Origin of the sequence: Pseudarthrobacter sp. NKDBFgelt, assembly GCF_046097905.1 — a bacterium.
Lineage (GTDB): Bacteria > Actinomycetota > Actinomycetes > Actinomycetales > Micrococcaceae > Arthrobacter > Arthrobacter polychromogenes.
On the sequence record NZ_JBJURL010000085.1, the window covers coordinates 1 to 17,486 of the forward strand.

Below are 17,486 nucleotides of genomic sequence, written 5' to 3' on the forward strand. Positions count from 1 at the left end.
TCACCGGTGAAGTGGTCGACTACACCGAGATCATGTACGAATGCCGCGGCCCGCAGGGTTCCGCGCTGCTTATCGAGTGCCTTACGGACAACAAGAACCGTGCTGCCTCGGAGGTGCGCCTTGCCATTTCCCGCAACGGCGGAACCATCGCCGATCCCGGTTCGGTGAGCTACCTGTTCAGCCGCAAGGGCGTGGTGACCCTGCCCAAGAAGGACCTGACCGAGGACGATGTCCTGGTGGCTGTCCTGGACGCCGGGGCCGAGGAAGTCAAGGACAACGGCGACACCTTTGAGATCCACTCGGACCCCAAGGACCTCCAGGCCGTCCGCGACGCCCTGCAGGATGCAGGCATCGAGTACGACACCGACGAGGCGGAATTCGTTCCGTCCATGGAAGTGCCGCTGGACCTGGACGCCGCAAAGAAGTTCATGAAGCTCGTTGACGCCCTGGAGGACCTCGACGACGTCCAGAACGTCTACAGCAACGCCGACCTCAGCGACGACGTCCAGGCCGCCCTGGACTCTGAGTGACGCTCCGCCTGCCTGCCGGGCGTCTGCACCTGTGACGCTGCGCGTCCTGGGGGTGGATCCCGGGCTGACCCGCTGCGGGATCGGCGTTGTGGACGTCGAGCGGAACAGGCAGGCCACCATGGTTGCCTACGGTGTGGTGGGAACGTCGCCTGAGGACTCCCTGGACCAGCGGCTGCTGGTGATCGCCCTCGCCATCGATGAGTGGCTTGACCGCCACGAGCCCCACGTCCTCGCCGTCGAGCGGGTCTTTTCCCAGCTCAACGTCAGTACCGTGATGGGCGTGGCCCAGGCGTCCGGGGTGGTCATCGCGGCAGCGGCCCGGCGGGGGATCCCGGTGGCGCTGCACACGCCGTCGGAAGTCAAAGCGGCCGTCACCGGCAGCGGTACCTCCAACAAGGATGCGGTGACCAAGCTCGTCACCAAGATCCTGCGCCTTGACGCACCGCCGCGGCCTGCGGACGCCGCCGACGCCCTTGCTCTGGCCATCACCCACGCCTGGCGGTCAGGCAGCGGCACTGCGGTTGCTACCACCGGCCCGGGCAGTTCGTCCCTGACCCCCGCCCAGCGGGCCTGGGCAGAGGCCGAGGCAAAGGCGCGCCGCGCCCGCTGAATGTCCTGGCCACTTGCTAGGGTATTCGTAGATATGTTCGGATAGCCGGTCCTGCTCCCTGGAGCCCGGCAAAACACCAGGAGCCAGGCCTTGATCAGTTTCCTTCGCGGAACGGTAGCGCATGTGGGTCTTTCCACTGCCGTGATTGACCTCAACGGGGCGGGCATGAGCGTCAACGCCACGCCCCAGACCCTCAGCAGGCTGCGCACCGGCGAGGAAGGCCAGCTTTTCACCTCCCTGATCGTCCGGGAGGATTCGCTCACGCTCTTTGGTTTCGCGTCCGACGACGAGCGGGAGGTTTTCGATGTCCTCCTCAGTGTGAGCGGGGTGGGGCCGCGCCTTGCCCTGGCAGTCCTGGCGGTCCACGAACCGGAGGCGATCCGGGTGGCCGCGCACACCGGGGACAGCAAGACGTTCACCAAAGTTCCCGGCATCGGTCCCAAAGTCGCAGGGCGGATTGTGCTGGAGCTGGCGGGAAAGCTCGTTCCGCACGGCACGGCGGGCACGGCAGCGGCGTCCACTCCGGCCGAGGCCGCCTGGAAACCGCAGGTGGTGGCCGCCATGACGAGCCTGGGCTGGTCCGAAAAGGACGCCTCCTCCAGCATCGACAAAGCACTGGCGGACGATCCCGAGGTCTCGTTCCGCGGCAACGTGCCGGAGATCCTGCGGACCACGCTCCGGTGGCTGGGGCAGGACGGTGCCCGGGCCGGCAACCGCGTAGGCAGCCGTGGCTGAACCGTCACTGGTGGCCGCGGGGGAGGAGCCTGAAGAGCGGGCCATCGAGGCCGCGCTCCGGCCCAAGAACCTGGACGACTTCGTGGGCCAGCACCGGGTGCGGAAACAGCTCTCCCTGGTGCTCCAGGCCTCCCGGATGCGCGGGCGCAGCGCGGACCACGTGCTCTTCTCCGGCCCTCCGGGGCTGGGCAAGACAACCCTCGCCATGATCGTTGCGTCCGAAATGAGCGCGCCCCTGCGGATCAGCAGCGGCCCTGCCATTCAGCACGCGGGGGACCTCGCTGCCATCCTTTCCTCCCTTTCCGAGGGCGAAGTCCTGTTCCTGGATGAAATCCACCGGATGTCCAGGCCGGCCGAAGAGATGCTGTATATGGCCATGGAGGATTTCCGGGTAGACATCGTGGTGGGCAAGGGCGCCGGTGCCACGGCGATTCCGCTCGAACTGCCGCCCTTCACCCTGGTGGGCGCCACCACCCGCGCGGGCCTGCTGCCGGGACCCCTCCGGGACCGGTTCGGCTTCACCGGCCACCTCGAGTTCTACTCCGTGCCCGAACTGGAACTCGTGCTCCGGCGCTCCGCCGGCCTGCTGGACCTCAAGGTCAACTCGGCCGGATTCTCCGAAATCGCCGGGCGCTCCCGCGGCACCCCCCGCATCGCCAACCGGCTGTTGCGGCGTGTCCGGGACTGGGCCCTGGTCCACGGAATCGACCAGATCGACGCCAGGGCGGCGTCCGCTGCGCTGGACATGTACGAGGTGGACAAAAAGGGCCTGGACCGGCTTGACCGCGCAGTCCTCGAAGCCCTGATCACCAAATTCGGCGGAGGGCCAGTGGGGCTGTCCACGCTGGCCATCGCCGTCGGTGAAGAGACCGAAACCGTGGAAACCGTGGCTGAGCCTTTCCTGGTCCGGGAGGGCCTCCTGGGCCGCACCCCGCGTGGCCGGATTGCCATGGCTCCGGCCTGGACCCACCTTGGCTATGCCATTCCGTCGGGTGTCTTTGCCCAGGAGCAACTGGACCTGTTTGAGCCGGCTGAAGAGGACGCCTGAGCGTGGGCTGACCTGCCCCTAATACCAATAGCAGGCTCCGTTCAGCTTTTCCCTTTAGACTGGTATGACGCTCGGCACGTTCGGGTCTTTGTTCCCGCGGGCAGCATCACCGGCAGCCCGCGGATGGATGGCAAGCAGCTTCGCCAGGCCACTCGTTCAAAGCGGACGGCGCTGTCAACCGGCTCAATGCAAGTACAGCTCAATGCAAGTACAGAATGGAACTTCCCCGTGTTCGGACACATCACTGCCCAGACCACCACTACCCAGCCCGGCGGCGGCATCGACATCATGTCGATCCTGCTGTTCGTGATGCTCGGCATCTTCATCTTTATGATGTTCCGCCGCAACAAGAAGACCCAGCAGCAGCAGGCAACGCTTCAGTCGCAGTTCGCCCCCGGCGTTGAGGTCATGACCAGCTTTGGCCTGTTCGGCCGCATCGTCGACATCGACGACGAGGAAAACAAGGTCACCCTGGAACTCTCACCGGGCAACCTGGCCACCGTGCACCGCCAGGCGGTCACCAAGATCATCGAACCCGCAGCCGGGGTACCCGCTGCGACTGAGGTTCCGGATGATGCCTCCTCCCTGACGGCCGCGGAGAGCGGAAACACCCCCGCTGCAGCCGAGACCCCGGAAGAAACGCTGAAGCGCCTCAATGACGAGGGCAAGAAGGACAACTAGTCCCCGCTGCTTCCACAACACCTCTACCGCTGCGGACCACCGCCGGTGCAAGCATCAGCAGGCACCGGCGGTTCCTCCGTGAATAAGAGAAAGATCGACAATGGCACGAACTGGCCCCAATAAACCAGGCCTCAGGGTCCTGGTCTGGCTCGGTGTACTCCTCGCCACACTCACTGCCGTCCTGGCCGGCGGCACCCTTGCCGGGCAGGCAAGCTGGGCGCCCAAGCTGGCGCTCGACCTCGAAGGCGGCACCCAGATGATCCTGGCGCCGAAGGTCGAGGGCGGTTCGGACATCAATGAGGAACAGCTCAACCAGGCCGTGGCGATCATCCGCCAGCGCGTAGACGGTTCAGGTGTTGCCGAAGCAGAGATCAGCACCCAGTCCGGGCGCAATGTGGTGGTCAGCCTTCCCGGCACCCCTTCCAGCCAGACGCGCGACCTGATCCAGGCCTCCGCGGACATGAACTTCCGGCCGGTGCTGCTCGCCGGTGCCGGGGCTCCCGTCCCGGAAGAGCAGCGGGCGCCTGAGGACCAGTTGCCCAAGCCGACGGCGGAACCCGCCAACAGCAGCGACATCAACTGGATCACTCCGGAGATCTACCGCGAGTTTGAGACCCTGGACTGCGACAACCCGGCCCAGGACGAGCGGGAACGCTCAGATCCGGCCAAGCCGTTGGTGACCTGCGAGCCGGCCTCCGACACGAACCCTGCGATCAAGTACATCCTGGGTCCCGTGGAGGTCAAGGGCAGCAACATCGTCACGTCCTCTTTCCAGCTCCAGCAGGGCGCACAGGGTGCCGTCACCAACGACTGGGCAGTCAACATCCAGTTCGACGACGAAGGCACGGCCAGGTTCAAAGAGGTCACCGAACGCCTGAACCAGTTCTACGTTGCCGCCGGCGGCGACGCGGGCAACGACCCCAAGGCCCAGTTCGCCATTGTGCTGGATGACCAGGTCATCTCCGCGCCCCGCTCCCTCGCCGTCATCACCGACGGACGCCCGCAGATCACCGGCGGGTTCACCGAGCAAAGCGCCAAGGCCCTGTCCGACCAGCTCCGCTTCGGTGCCCTGCCTATCAGCTTCGAGATCCAGAGCGAGCAGCAGATTTCTGCCACCCTCGGCGGTGAGCAGCTGCGCATGGGCCTCCTGGCGGGCATCATCGGTCTTCTGCTGGTGGTGGTCTACTCCCTGTTCCAGTACCGGGCGCTCGGCTTGGTGACCATCGCCTCACTGGTGGTCGCGGGCCTCCTGACGTATCTAGCCATCGCCATTCTGGGCTGGACGGAAAACTACCGGTTGTCCCTGGCCGGCGTGGCGGGCCTCATCGTGGCAATCGGCCAGACGGCGGACTCCTTCATCGTTTACTTCGAGCGGATCCGGGACGAACTCCGTGAGGGCCGCGGCCTGGTTTCAGCCGTCGAAAACGGCTGGAAGCGGGCCAAACGGACCGTGCTGGCGTCCAAGGCCGTCAACCTGCTGGCCGCGCTGGTCCTTTACTTCGTGGCCGTGGGCAACGTCCGCGGATTTGCGTTCACGCTGGGCCTGACCGCTATCGCCGACCTCATCGTGGTGTTCATGTTCACGCACCCGACGCTGCAGATGCTGGCGCGCACCCGGTTCTTCGGCGAGGGCCACCGGCTCTCTGGCCTTGATCCGAAACGGCTCGGAGCCGTTCCGCTGTACCGCGGTGCAGGCCGTGTCCGTACCCCGGCAGACAAGCCTGCCACGGTCCGGACCAAGAACGCCGGTGCGGCCGCTGAAGCGGAACGCAGGATGACCATCGCCGAACGCCGCCTGGCGGAGAAGCAGGAGCAGCTCGCGGGCTCCTCGAAGTCCTCAGCGAAGGAGAACAAGTAATGTCAGGCTTCGCCAACTTCGGCAACGAGCTCTACACCGGAAAGCGCTCCTACAACTTTGTGGGCGCCAAGAAACTCTGGTTCATCATCGCGGCGGTGGCGGTTGTCCTGTCCATCATCATTCCGCTGGCCAAGGGCGGCTTCAACCTCGGCATCGAGTTCCGCGGCGGATCCGAATTCACCGTCTCCAACGTGCAGACCACGGATGCGGCCTTGGGGGAGAAGGCCGTAACCGACGTGGTTCAGGGCAGCGTGCCGCGCGTGGCGAACGTTGCCGGCACCACCATGCGGATCCAGACGGACAAACTGACGGACGATGAGACGCTCCGCATCAAAGAGGGACTCACAAGCGCGTACGGCGTCACCGACAACGAGGTGACCTCGACGTTCGTTGGACCCACCTGGGGCGCCGACGTCACCAAGCAGGCCCTGATCGGCCTGGTGGTGTTCGTCCTCCTCGCGGCAGTGCTGATGGCGCTGTACTTCCGCACGTGGAAGATGTCCCTCTCTGCCATCGCGGGCATGGCGGTGACAATGTTCATCACCGCAGGCGTTTACGCCCTCAGCGACTTCGAGGTCACTCCGTCGGCAATCATCGGGTTCCTCACCGTGCTCAGCTACTCCCTCTATGACACGGTGGTGGTCTTCGACAAGATCCGCGAGAACACCGCCGACCTGGACGCGTCCACCCGCCGCACGTTCGCCGAGGAGGTCAACCTCGCCGTAAACCAGACGCTCGTCAGGTCAATCAACACCATGATGGTGGCAATCCTCCCCGTGGGAGCGATTCTGTTCATCGGTGCCGGGCTGCTGGGGGCAGGTACGCTGCGCGACCTTTCGCTGGCACTGTTTGTCGGGATCCTGATCGGCACGGCGGCCACCATCTTCGTGGCGGCCCCGATGTACGCCTGGCTGCGCCAGAACGAGCCCGACCTCGTGAGGCAGGCGAAGCGGGTTGAGCACCGGCGTGCCGGTGCCGGCACAGGGTCCGGCTCCTCAGCCGTGGAAACAGCCACCGCATAGCCCCACACTCACGGGCCGGCCGGCGTCAGGAGACTGACGCCGGCCGGCCCGTCCGTGTTTAAGGCGCTGGTTATAATTCTCACCGCGGCGGGGAATAGACTGAAGTAATTAAAACGGTGGTGAGGGGTACTTCATTGGAAGAGCGTTCGGCGTCAGCGCCAGCGGCACAGGGTGACAAGGGTGCTGCCAACGGTACGCAGGCCGGGGTGGCCTCGTCCGCGCGCCCCGGCCCGCTGGTTCCGGTCGACAACTCCGGGTCCCGGCCCACCTTTCCCGGCCGCAGGGAGCGCACCCGGTCCAGGCTCGCCCGGCTGACAGGGCGCAGCACGGCGACGTACTCACCCATCCTTGAACCCCTGCTGAGGACCGTCCGGGCCAACAACCCCAAAGAGGACTTCGACCTCATCCAGCGGGCCTTCGACGTTGCCGAACAGAGCCACCGCGGGCAGAAGCGCAAGAGCGGCGATCCGTACATCACGCATCCCGTGGCCGTGGCCACCATCCTCGCTGAACTTGGGCTGAGCGGAACCACCCTGGCCGCGGCCCTGCTGCACGACACTGTGGAGGACACGCCCTACACACTCGCCGACTTGAAACGGGATTTCGGCCCCGAAGTGGCAATGCTCGTAGACGGCGTGACGAAGCTGGACAAGGTCAGCTTCGGTGAGGCTGCACAGTCCGAGACTGTCCGCAAAATGGTTGTGGCCATGGCCAAGGACATCCGTGTCCTGATGATCAAACTGGCGGACCGGCTGCACAACGCCCGGACCTGGCGGTTTGTTTCCGCTGAGTCGTCCGCCCGGAAGGCACGGGAGACGCTGGAGATCTTTGCCCCCTTGGCGCACAGGCTGGGCATGAACACCATCAAGTGGGAGCTGGAGGATCTCTCCTTCGCCGCGCTCTACCCGAAAGTCTACGAAGAGATCGTCCGGATGGTGGGGGACAGGACTCCCGAGCGGGAGAAGAGCCTGAGCGTCATCCGCGACCAGATCACCGAAGACCTCCGTACGGCCAAGATCAAGGCCACCATCACCGGCCGTCCCAAGCACTACTACTCCATCTACCAGAAGATGATCGTCCGCGATAAGGATTTCGACGACATCAACGACCTCATGGGTGTCCGTGTCCTGGTGGACTCCGTCCGTGACTGCTACGCCGCCCTCGGTACCATGCACTCACGCTGGAACCCGCTGCCCGGCAGGTTCAAGGACTACATCGCGATGCCCAAGTTCAATATGTACCAGTCGCTGCACACCACGGTGATCGGGCCCGGCGGCAAGCCCGTGGAAATCCAGATCCGCACCCATGAGATGCACCGCCGCGCCGAGTACGGCGTGGCTGCGCACTGGAAGTACAAGGACCAGCCCAACCGCACGGCGGTTGGCCCCGGAAGCCCCCGCGACGGCGACATGGGCTGGCTGCGGTCCCTGGTGGACTGGCAGCAGGAAACCTCGGATCCGGGTGAGTTCCTGGACTCCCTCCGGTTCGAGATCAACGCGCGGGAAGTTTTCGTCTTCACCCCCAAGGGCGAGGTCATGGCGCTGCCCGCGGGTTCCACTCCCGTGGACTTCGCGTACGCAGTCCACACCGAGGTCGGCCACCGGACCATCGGTGCCCGGGTCAACGGGAAACTGGTTCCGCTCAACAGCGAACTCAACCACGGCGACTGGGTGGAGATCTTCACTTCCAAGGCCGAAGGCGCCGGGCCCAGCCAGGACTGGCAGCACTTCGTCAAGAGCGCCCGGGCACGGAACAAGATCCGCCAGTGGTTCAGCAAGGAACGCCGGGAAGAGGCGATTGACCGCGGCAAGGAACTTCTCACCCGTGCAATGCGGAAGCAGAACCTCCCGCTGCAGCGGCTGATGACCCACGAGGCCCTGGCCGCCGTGGCAGAAGATTTCAAGTACGTTGACATATCGGGACTCTACGCCGGAGTGGGCGACGGGCATACGTCCGCCCAGTCGGTTATGGAAAAGCTGGTCGAAAGCCTCGGGGGCAACGAGAGCGCGGACGACGACATCGCCGAAGTCAGCATCCCCACCCAGGTCACCAAAGCCCGTTTCTCCGATTCCGGCGTGGTGGTCCGGGGCGTCGGCGACGTCTGGGTCAAGCTGGCCCGCTGCTGCACGCCCGTGCCCCCGGACCCCATCCTCGGTTTCGTGACCAGGGGCTCGGGCGTTTCCGTGCACAGGACGGACTGCACCAACATCTCGGACCTCAAGGACCAGCCGGACCGCATCGTGGACGTGGAGTGGGCGCCAACGCAGTCCAGCGTCTTCCTGGTTGAAATCCAGGTGGAAGCGCTGGACCGCAAGTCGCTGCTCTCCGACGTCACCCGCGTCCTGTCCGAGAACCATGTGAACATCCTGGCAGCCAGCGTGCACACCTCCACGGACCGGGTGGCGATCTCAAAGTTTGCCTTCGAAATGGGTGACCCCAAGTACCTGAGCCACGTTCTCAGCGCTGTCCGCAGGATCGACGGCGTGTTCGACGTTTACCGGACCACCGGCAACAAGCGCCGGAGCTAGCGCGGCGAGATTTTCCAGGGCGGCCTTCTTGTGGGGCACGCGGGGCGTTGCCTCTATGGCCAGGACGAGCAGGCGCAGGCGCACGTCCTTTTCCGGGCGCGCCAGCAGACCCTCCAATGCGGGGATGGCCCTGCCCGCGTCTACGTGCAGGGCAATGTCCAGGGCGGTACGCAGCGGGCTGGAGACCATCAGACCGCCCAGGCTGACAACGTCGAACGGGCCAAGCTTCACCTCGTGCAGGGTGCAGCCCCGGGTGTTCCTGAGGCTTGAAACCCTTCGTTTGGCGTCCACCAGCAGCGCAAGCCTGTCCGGCTCTGCCGCGCAGCCGTAGATCCAGGCTGCTGTCATGCGGCCGGCAACCACCCTCTGCCTGACCGACGGCGGTACAACGCCCGCCGCCGCCCGTGCACGCAGCTGCGGGGAGGCGGCGACTCCGGGCAGTGTATACCCGCGGTGGTGAAGCCTGTCCAGGAGTCCGTCCGCGGCGAGGGCCTGCAGTTCAGGCATGGCGAAGGGCATCTCCGGAACATACAACTCCGGGAAACGTTGTGGTGCCGCCTCTGCTGCGGCCGGGTGGTCAGTGCCCGGAGGAGCCGATGGAATCGCCATTTGTCCATCCTGCCGCGCAGGCCCTTAACAGGGACAGGCCCGGTCCGGTTATGTGGATAACCGGGCCGGGCCTGTCCCAGACGCCGGCCTGCGGGGCAGGCGGACGAGCCAGAGCGTGGTGGCTTAAGAGAGTTCGCTGGCCGAGCGCTGGATCTGGTCGAGCCAGGCCTGGCGTGCCTCAAGGGCTTCCTGGGCAGCCTTGATCTTGCGCTGGTCACCGGTTTTCTCCGCCTTGGCAAGATCGTCCTGGAGGCTTGCGATTGCGGATTCCAGCTGGGACAGGGCACTGTTGGTGCGCGCCTTCCGCTCCGGGTTGGAGCGCTGCCACTGCTCTTCCTCAGCGTTCCGGACTGCATCCTCAACCTTGCGCAGCCCGGCTTCGATGCGGCCCATGTCGCCGCGCGGGACCTTGCCTGCTTCTTCCCACCGGTCACGGACGGACTGCAGCGCCTTCTTGGCCGCGGCCAGGTCCTTGACCGGAAGGATGGCGTTGGCCTCCAGCAGGAGGGCCTCCTTGACGGTGAGGTTGGCAGCGTATTCCTGGTCAATCTCTTCGTTGGCGGCCTGGCGGTTCGTGAAGAACACATCCTGTGCCGCGCGGAATCGAGCCCAGAGTGCGTCGTCGTCCTTGCGGCTGGCACGCGGTGATGCCTTCCACTGGTCCATCAGCCTGCGGTACTCGCCGGCGGCAAAACCCCAGTCGGTGGAGGTGGACAGTGCTTCAGCCTCGGCGATCAGCTTTTCCTTGGCGGACTTGGCCGCGGAGTTGTTGCTGTCCAGCTGGGAGAAGTAAGCGCGGCGGTGGCGGTCGAAGACGGTGCGCGCTGCCCGGAACCTCTTCCACAGGGCGTCCTCGTTGCTGCGGCCAAGGCGCACGCCGCTCTTCTGCGCTGTTTTCCAGCTCTCGAAGAGTTCGTTCATGCGGGCGCTGGAGGTCTTCCACTGTGTCTGTGCGGGGTCCTGGCCGGAGATTTCCTCGGCTTCGGCAACAATTGCCTCGCGGGCTGCCAGTTCGGACGCGCGGACGGCGTCGTGCTCGGCCTTCTCGGCCTTCTCCAGCTCGCCGATCTGTTCAGCAAGCTTGTCCAGCCGCGCCTCGGCTGCCCGCAGGTCGCCCACCATGTTCCGCTCCGCAAGCTGCTCGCGCAGGTGGGTGACGGTTTTCTGCATATCCGTGCTGGGGGCCTTGGAGCTGACGCGCTGTTCGAGAAGCACAATCTGTGCCACAACGTCGTCATACTTGCGCGCAAAGTAGGCGAGGGCTTCGTCGTCGCTCACGCCCGGGTACTGCCCTACGGCGTGCTCGCTGCCGTCAATGGTGAGGAAAACATGCCCGTCGCCTTCAACCCGGCCCCACTTTGAGGCTTCGGCCAGGGAGGTGGCGGGAGCTGCCGGAACAGCCGCTGCCGCCGGAGCGGCAGCTGCAGGCTTTGGGCGGGAAGCGAACGCGGCCGGGGACGGAGCTGCTGACCGGGGGGAAGGAGCCGGTGCTGGTGCAGTTGCCGGTGCGGGGGCAGGTGCGGAAGCGTCATCAGCGGGTGTGTCGTCCGCGGGAGCGGAAGGATCTGCCGCGCTTGCGGCAGGTTCTTCTGCGGCTGCCCCGGTTTCAGGAGCTTCCACTGCTGATGTGCCGGTTGCCTCAGTTCCTGCGCCGTCAGCCGCGGGGGCCGCCGCTTCGGTCAGGTCTGTTGCTGTTTCGTCGGATTTCTGACTGTCTGTCACCGCTAAAAGTCTTTCGCTTGGAGGGAAATACTCACGTACTGCACCGCGGCCGTGCCGGCCGGGCTTCCTACTTCAGAGAAAACGAGTCTATCGTGACTGGTTCAACGGGCGCGCCGTCCGTGTCGCTGCTGCCCGGCGTGATTCCGGCAGCAGCCAGGTTGGCCACCACGTCCAGCCCCGATGTCACCTTCCCAACCACGGTGTAGCCGCCGGCGCTGTCCGCCGGGATGACCGTGTCTTTGTAGACAATGAAAAACTGGGTGCCGTTGCCGTACGCGTTGTTTCCCGTACGGGCCACTGCGATGGTGCCGGCCGGATAGGTGCCGTCCTCAGGCGTGTTCTCCAACGGACCCCAGGTGTAGTCAGGGTCTCCCTGGCCGTCGCCGGTGGGGGAGCCGCACTGCAGGACGCCGAAGGTGTCCCCGGTGGTCAGGCGGTGGCAGGTCTTGCCGCCGAAATAGCCCTCGTCGCTGAGCGACTTGAAGACCGCGGTTGCCTGCGGAGCGTCCGTCCCGTTCAGCTCTACGCCCAGCGGGCTGCCGTTCAGGACGAGTTCACCGGTGAAAGTCTGGCCGGCAGCGGTGTCCGCGGCGGGGATGTTGGGGCCGTTGGTTGCCTGCGCGGACGGACTCGCGGACGGCTGGGCCGGCGCGGACGGGGACGGGCTGCTCAGTCCAGCCTCTGCGGCAGCGTACTCGTCCTCGGAGGGATTGCCGGCAAAGGCAGTGAGTTGGAGTACAACGGCGAGGACAACGGCGGCAGCCCCGGCGCCGGCGGCGATGAGATTGTCGCGCTTGCGCCGGCCTTCCTGGTCCCGCCGCATGGCCCGCTTGGCTTCCATCTGCTGAATGCGCCGTTTGGCTTCGCGGGCACTGCGTGAACTGGCCGCCAAGGGTCCTCCTCATAGTCGGGCTGCTGCACGGCATGGCCGTAGGCCGCCTGCGCAGGTGTTTGGCCGCCGGGCCTGCCGGTCCGCCGCATTAGAGATGCCGGCGGAAGACGACATAAACTGACTGCCGCACATAGTTTATGCATGACTGGCTGGACTGCCGCCGTCGAACGCCCGTTTCGGGCCGATTGCCGCGCACGTCCCTGCCGCCGTTCACCAAGAGGAGAAACTCCACCATGGCACGCACCGCCTCCCTGTCCGGATTCCCCGAGTGGCTTCCCGAGGAGCGGCTGGTGGAGCTTCATGTGTTGGATACGCTGCGCCGGGTGTTCGAGCTGCACGGATTCTCCTCCATCGAAACGCGGGCCGTGGAAACTGTCGGCCAGCTGCTGCGCAAAGGGGAAATCGACAAGGAGGTGTACGGGCTCAGCCGCCTCCAGGAGGACGAGGGCGAGGCGAAGGGCAAAGCCGACCCGCACGCCCTGGCCCTGCACTTCGACCTGACTGTTCCCTTTGCCCGTTACGTCGTCGAAAACGCCGGCTACCTCGCGTTCCCCTTCCGGCGATACCAGATCCAGAAGGTGTGGCGCGGCGAACGCCCGCAGGAAGGCCGGGCCCGCGAATTCACCCAGGCTGACATCGACGTGGTGGGCGACGGCGAGCTGCCCTTCCGCTACGACGTCGAGATCGCGCTGGTGATCGCCGAGGCGCTCAGCGCCCTCCCCATTCCGGACTTCCGCCTCCGCATCAACAACAGGAAGCTCGCCGAGGGCTTCTACCGCGGCATTGGCCTGGATGACACGGCCGGCGTGCTGCGGAGCATCGACAAACTCGAAAAGATCGGCCCCGCGAAAGTAGCGGAACTGTTGAAGTCTGAACTGTGCGCCACCGACGACCAGGCACAGAAAGCCCTGCAGCTGGCCGGAATCCGCACCGAGGACTCTTCGTTCGTGGCCCAGGTCCGGGCGTTGGGTGTCACTAATGATCTGCTGGACGAGGGCCTCAGCGAGCTTGAACAGGTCATTGACGCGGCCGTCCAGCGTGCCCCGGGCAAGGTGGTGGCTGACCTCAGCATTGCCCGCGGCCTGGACTACTACACCGGCACAGTGGTGGAAACCGTCCTGGTCGGCCACGAACAGCTGGGTTCCATCTGCTCCGGCGGCCGGTATGACGCGCTGGCGTCGAAAGGAAACCGGAAGTTCCCGGGCGTGGGACTTTCGATCGGCGTCACCCGGCTGGTGTCCCGCATCCTGAGCCAGGACCTGGCCAGGGCCTCACGGTCGGTTCCCACTGCCGTGCTTGTGGCCCTGACGCACGATGACAGCTGGGACGCTGCGCAGGACGTTGCCGCCCAGCTGCGCAGCCGCGGCATTCCCACCGAAGTGGCAGCGAAGGCGGAAAAGTTCGGCAAGCAGATCAAGTTCGCTGACCGGCGCGGCATCCCGTTTGTCTGGTTCACCGACGACGACGGTACGCACCAGGTCAAGGACATCCGGACCGGGGAGCAGGTAGTCGCAGCCCCGGAGACCTGGACGCCGCCGGCCGAAGATCTGGCAGTGCAGGTGTCCACGGCGGCGGAGCCGGCTGCAGCAGCCGTTTAGCTGCGGCTCGCGGTCGGGCGGCGCTAGTGCCGCAGCCGCAGGACCAGCCACCGCCCGGCCACGCCGGCTGCCAGCACCGCCACCATCGTCAGGACCGACGCCGGCGGCAGGGTGAAGGCCAGCAGCAGGCAGGCTGCGAAGCCGGCGGCGTTCAGCCACTTGGGTGCGTACCCTGGATGCGCCGCCAGGGTGTACGCAGAAGCGTTGGCCACGGCGTAGTAGATCAACACGCCAAAGCTGGAGAAGCCCACGACTGTCATAACGTCCGTGGTGAGCAGAAGCAGGATGACGACGGCGGCCACCGCCAGTTCGGCCACATACGGCACGGTGTGTTTTCCCCCCACCTTCGCCAGGGGCGCCGGCAGGTCGCGTTCCCGTGCCATGGCCAGCGTAGTGCGGCCAACACCCGTGATCAGTGCCAGCAGGGCACCCAGGCAGGCAGCGGCGGCGCCTACCTGCACCAGTAGTGCACCTCCCTGGAACTGCGACTCCAGCACCGCATCGAGCAGCGGCGTCCGTGTGGCGGCGATCTGTCCGCCGGGCAGGTGGTTCAACAGGAGCAGCGCGAGGGTCAGGTAGATCGCGAACGCAGCGGCCAGGGCTGCGAGGATTGCGCGCGGGATGGCCCGGGCAGGATCCTTGACCTCCTCGCCCAATGTGGCGATCCGGGCGTAGCCCGCGAAGGCGAAGAACATCAGCCCGGCCGCCGGCAGCACCCCGCCCAGGGAAGGGCCACCCGCGGTCCCGCCCGCGCCGGGGCCGGGATGGGGCCCCACGGCTGCGGCCACAGCCACGAAGGCGAGGGTGGCCAAAACGATGCACAGCAGGATTCGCGTGAGCAGGGCCGTGCGGGTGATGCCCAGCAGGTTGACGCCGGTGAGCACAACTACGGCCGCCACGGCCGCCGGCACCGCGTAGCCGGGCCAGGCATAGCTGCCGAACGTCAGCGCCATCGCGGCGCAGGATGCAGTCTTCCCCGTGACGAAGCCCCAGCCGGCAAGGAATCCCGGCCACTCGCCAAGCTGTTTGCGGCCGTAGACGTACGTCCCGCCGCTGGTGGGGTACTTTGCGGCGAGGGCGGCCGACGCCACCGCGTTGCAGTAGGCAACCGCTCCCGCGATGACCACCGACAACGCCAGCAGCTGGCCAGCCAGCGCGGCCGCCGGTGCGAAGACAACGAACACCCCGGCGCCCAGCATTGAGCCGAGTCCGATGGCTGTGGCGTCAAACGTGCCGAGCCTGCGTTGAAGTTGCGGGTGTGCGCTCATGCGGTGGCAGTCCCTTTGTAGCGGGTAAACTCGTACGGGATTGTTCCCGTAACGATCCTATTTAACTTCCCGATCGACTTCCCGCCGTAACCCCGCAGAAAGGCGTGCTGTGCTGCGCACACATGACCTCGGATCCCTTCGTTCCGAGCACATTGGACAAACCGTAACCCTGGCCGGCTGGGTGGGCCGCCGCCGTGATCACGGTGGTGTGGCCTTCGTGGACCTGCGTGATGCTTCCGGTGTGGCACAGGTGGTGGTCCGCGAGGAAGAAGTCTTCCACGGGCTGCGCAACGAGTATGTCCTGCAGATCATCGGCACCGTTTCCAAGCGGCCCGAGGGCAACGAGAACCCCGCCCTGGCCACCGGCGAGATCGAGGTCATGGCCGAAAAGGTCACCATCCTCAACACGTCCGACCCCCTCCCGTTCCAGATCGACGAGCACGTCGAGGTGGGCGAGGAAGCACGCCTGAAGCACCGCTACCTGGACCTCCGCCGTCCCGGCCCCGCCCGCAACCTGCGCCTGCGCTCGGAAGCCAACCGCGTGGCCCGTGAACTGCTGCACCAGGACGGCTTCGTTGAGGTAGAGACCCCCACCCTGACGCGGTCAACACCCGAGGGCGCCCGCGACTTCGTTGTGCCGGCACGCCTGGCGCCGGGCTCCTGGTACGCGCTGCCGCAGTCACCCCAGCTGTTCAAGCAGCTCCTTCAGGTGGGCGGCTTCGAGAAGTACTACCAGATTGCCCGCTGCTACCGCGATGAGGATTTCCGCGCTGACCGCCAGCCGGAGTTCACCCAGCTGGACATCGAAGCGAGCTTCGTTGAGCAGGACGACATCATCGCACTGGGCGAGAACATCGTGAAGGCACTCTGGAAGCTCATCGACGTCGAAATTCCGACGCCGATCCAGCGCATCACCTACCACGACGCCATGGCACGCTTCGGCTCGGACAAGCCGGACCTCCGTTTCGGCGTGGAGCTGACGGAGCTGACTGAATTCTTCAAGGACACCAACTTCGGTGTGTTCAAGGCCCCCTACGTCGGTGCCGTGGTGATGCCGGGCGGCGCCTCGCAGCCGCGCCGGACCCTGGATGGCTGGCAGGAGTTCGCCAAGCAGCGCGGGCACAAGGGACTGGCCTACGTCCTCTTCAGGGAAGACGGCGAACTGGCCGGTCCCGTGGCCAAGAACCTCACCGAGGCGGAACGTGCAGGCCTGGCGGATGCCGTGGGGGCCAAGCCGGGCGACTGCATCTTCTTCGCCGCCGGAGACAAGTCCTCCGCGCGCGCACTGCTGGGTGCTGCCCGTGTTGAGATTGGCCACCGCACCGGCCTGATCAACCCGGATGACTGGGCCTTCTGCTGGGTGGTGGACGCACCGATGTTCGAGCCGGCCGCCGCAGCTGTGGCTTCCGGCGACGTGGCTGTCGGCGCCGGCCAGTGGACCGCAGTGCACCACGCGTTCACGTCCCCCAAGCCCGAGTACATGGACAGCTTCGACACGGACCCAGAATCAGCGCTGGCCTACGCCTACGACATCGTTTGCAACGGCAACGAAATCGGCGGCGGCTCCATCCGTATCCACCAGGGCGATGTCCAGGAACGGGTCTTCGAGGTCATGGGCCTCTCCCACCAGGACGCGCAGGAGAAGTTCGGCTTCCTGCTTGAAGGCTTCAAATTCGGTGCGCCACCGCACGGCGGCATCGCCTTCGGCTGGGACCGCGTGGTGGCGCTGCTGTCCGGCGTGGATTCGATCCGCGATGTTATCGCCTTCCCCAAGACCGGCAACGGCTACGACCCCCTGACCGCGGCCCCGGCTCCCATTACGCCGCAGCAGCGCAAGGAAGCCGGTGTTGACTTCAAGCCTGAGGCCAAAAAGCCGGAAGAGGGCAAGTAGGCAGTATCCGTTTGACCTGAAGGCCCTCCTGCACAGGGGGGCCTTCACGTCTGTCCGCCAAGAAGGAGTCCCCGTGACGCTCAACCGTGCGAGCCAACCCGCCCGCGCCTACGAAGCGCTCATGGATGCCGCCTGGCCCGCCCCCGATCGCCACGACCTGGGGGAGTGGGTCCTCCGGGCTGCGGACGGCGTCACGCAGCGGGCCAACTCGGTGTGGCCGCGGGACCCCGCGTTCAAGCCGCAGGAGGCTTTGCTGGAGGCGGCGCGGTGGTACCGGATGAGGCGTCTTCCGCTGATCTTCCAGGTTGCGGACACGGCCGCCAACTCCGGGCTGAATGACCTCCTGGACGCCCAGGGCTTCACGCGGCAGTCCGAAACGCTGATCATGGTCCGGCCTGCCGGGCCCCAAGGTGGACATCCGGCGGCCGCCGGGGTGGAGATCCTTGATGAGCCCAACGAGGAGTGGCTGCACCTTTGGTGGAGCGTGGACGGCC

The 17,486-nt window shown here is 66.0% G+C and carries 14 protein-coding genes and 1 pseudogene; 11 read left to right on the plus strand and 4 right to left on the minus strand.

Going from position 1 to position 17,486, the window contains the following annotated elements; translation table 11 throughout:
- The 8 genes from ACKAE7_RS17800 to ACKAE7_RS17835 all read left to right on the plus strand — a co-directional run.
- Positions 1-530, plus strand: a 530-nt coding sequence (locus tag ACKAE7_RS17800) for a YebC/PmpR family DNA-binding transcriptional regulator (protein WP_408979903.1), incomplete at its 5' end; no start/stop codon positions are given.
- A 31-nt stretch (positions 531-561) separates the two neighbouring features.
- Positions 562-1,140 (plus strand): crossover junction endodeoxyribonuclease RuvC, encoded by a 579-nt coding sequence (gene ruvC / locus ACKAE7_RS17805; RefSeq protein WP_190612439.1) that lies wholly within the window; start codon positions 562-564, stop codon positions 1,138-1,140.
- A 90-nt stretch (positions 1,141-1,230) separates the two neighbouring features.
- Positions 1,231-1,875 (plus strand): Holliday junction branch migration protein RuvA, encoded by a 645-nt coding sequence (gene ruvA / locus ACKAE7_RS17810; RefSeq protein WP_174181114.1) that lies wholly within the window; start codon positions 1,231-1,233, stop codon positions 1,873-1,875.
- The gene (gene ruvB, locus ACKAE7_RS17815) at positions 1,868-2,923 is read left to right on the plus strand and encodes a Holliday junction branch migration DNA helicase RuvB (protein WP_408979904.1); all 1,056 of its coding nucleotides are present in this window, start codon (positions 1,868-1,870) and stop codon (positions 2,921-2,923) included. The genes ruvA and ruvB overlap by 8 nt, the downstream gene beginning before the upstream one ends.
- Before the next feature lie 288 nt (positions 2,924-3,211).
- Complete coding sequence (yajC, locus tag ACKAE7_RS17820; protein WP_104186120.1) at positions 3,212-3,604, plus strand: preprotein translocase subunit YajC; 393 nt, start codon at positions 3,212-3,214, stop codon at positions 3,602-3,604.
- A 100-nt stretch (positions 3,605-3,704) separates the two neighbouring features.
- The gene (gene secD / locus ACKAE7_RS17825; protein ID WP_188808823.1) at positions 3,705-5,462 is read left to right on the plus strand and encodes a protein translocase subunit SecD; all 1,758 of its coding nucleotides are present in this window, start codon (positions 3,705-3,707) and stop codon (positions 5,460-5,462) included.
- Positions 5,462-6,484 (plus strand): protein translocase subunit SecF, encoded by a 1,023-nt coding sequence (gene secF / locus ACKAE7_RS17830; RefSeq protein ID WP_188808824.1) that lies wholly within the window; start codon positions 5,462-5,464, stop codon positions 6,482-6,484. The genes secD and secF overlap by 1 nt, the downstream gene beginning before the upstream one ends.
- 134 nt (positions 6,485-6,618) lie before the next feature.
- The gene (locus ACKAE7_RS17835) at positions 6,619-9,012 is read left to right on the plus strand and encodes a bifunctional (p)ppGpp synthetase/guanosine-3',5'-bis(diphosphate) 3'-pyrophosphohydrolase (RefSeq protein WP_190612445.1); all 2,394 of its coding nucleotides are present in this window, start codon (positions 6,619-6,621) and stop codon (positions 9,010-9,012) included.
- Here ACKAE7_RS17835 and ACKAE7_RS17840 read toward each other — a convergent pair.
- From ACKAE7_RS17840 to ACKAE7_RS17850, 3 genes are all read right to left on the minus strand, one after another.
- Complete coding sequence (locus ACKAE7_RS17840; RefSeq protein WP_408979905.1) at positions 8,893-9,621, minus strand: hypothetical protein; 729 nt, start codon at positions 9,619-9,621, stop codon at positions 8,893-8,895. The genes ACKAE7_RS17835 and ACKAE7_RS17840 overlap by 120 nt on opposite strands.
- Positions 9,622-9,744: 123 nt before the next feature.
- Positions 9,745-11,343 carry a DUF349 domain-containing protein gene (locus ACKAE7_RS17845; protein ID WP_408979906.1) on the minus strand — a complete coding sequence of 533 codons (1,599 nt, stop codon included), beginning with the start codon at positions 11,341-11,343 and terminating at the stop codon, positions 9,745-9,747.
- Between the two features lie 67 nt (positions 11,344-11,410).
- Positions 11,411-12,235, minus strand: coding sequence for a peptidylprolyl isomerase (locus tag ACKAE7_RS17850; protein WP_408979907.1), 825 nt, complete (start codon positions 12,233-12,235; stop codon positions 11,411-11,413).
- Between the two features lie 233 nt (positions 12,236-12,468).
- Here ACKAE7_RS17850 and hisS point away from each other — a divergent pair, with 233 nt between their 5' ends.
- Positions 12,469-13,833, plus strand: coding sequence for a histidine--tRNA ligase (gene hisS / locus ACKAE7_RS17855; protein ID WP_408979908.1), 1,365 nt, complete (start codon positions 12,469-12,471; stop codon positions 13,831-13,833).
- A gap of 23 nt (positions 13,834-13,856) precedes the next feature.
- Here hisS and ACKAE7_RS17860 read toward each other — a convergent pair whose 3' ends face one another.
- Positions 13,857-15,101 (minus strand): APC family permease, encoded by a 1,245-nt coding sequence (locus ACKAE7_RS17860; RefSeq protein ID WP_408979909.1) that lies wholly within the window; start codon positions 15,099-15,101, stop codon positions 13,857-13,859.
- A gap of 109 nt (positions 15,102-15,210) precedes the next feature.
- On the opposite strand from ACKAE7_RS17860, the gene aspS reads away from it, so the two are divergent.
- Together aspS and ACKAE7_RS17870 are read left to right on the plus strand one after the other, a co-directional pair.
- Complete coding sequence (gene aspS, locus ACKAE7_RS17865) at positions 15,211-16,992, plus strand: aspartate--tRNA ligase (RefSeq protein WP_190612457.1); 1,782 nt, start codon at positions 15,211-15,213, stop codon at positions 16,990-16,992.
- A 73-nt stretch (positions 16,993-17,065) separates the two neighbouring features.
- Positions 17,066-17,486, plus strand: a pseudogene (locus tag ACKAE7_RS17870) (GNAT family N-acetyltransferase); the annotation flags it as partial.

What these genes read in the sequence shown, in the direction of transcription:
- yajC (WP_104186120.1), top strand. Translation starts at nt 3,212, where the DNA reads ATGTCGATCCTGCTGTTCGTGATGCTCGGCATCTTCATCTTTATGATG.
- secD (WP_188808823.1), top strand. Translation starts at nt 3,705, where the DNA reads ATGGCACGAACTGGCCCCAATAAACCAGGCCTCAGGGTCCTGGTCTGG.
- secF (WP_188808824.1), top strand. Translation starts at nt 5,462, where the DNA reads ATGTCAGGCTTCGCCAACTTCGGCAACGAGCTCTACACCGGAAAGCGC.
- ACKAE7_RS17840 (WP_408979905.1), bottom strand. Translation starts at nt 9,621, where the DNA reads ATGGCGATTCCATCGGCTCCTCCGGGCACTGACCACCCGGCCGCAGCA.
- hisS (WP_408979908.1), top strand. Translation starts at nt 12,469, where the DNA reads ATGGCACGCACCGCCTCCCTGTCCGGATTCCCCGAGTGGCTTCCCGAG.
- ACKAE7_RS17860 (WP_408979909.1), bottom strand. Translation starts at nt 15,101, where the DNA reads ATGAGCGCACACCCGCAACTTCAACGCAGGCTCGGCACGTTTGACGCC.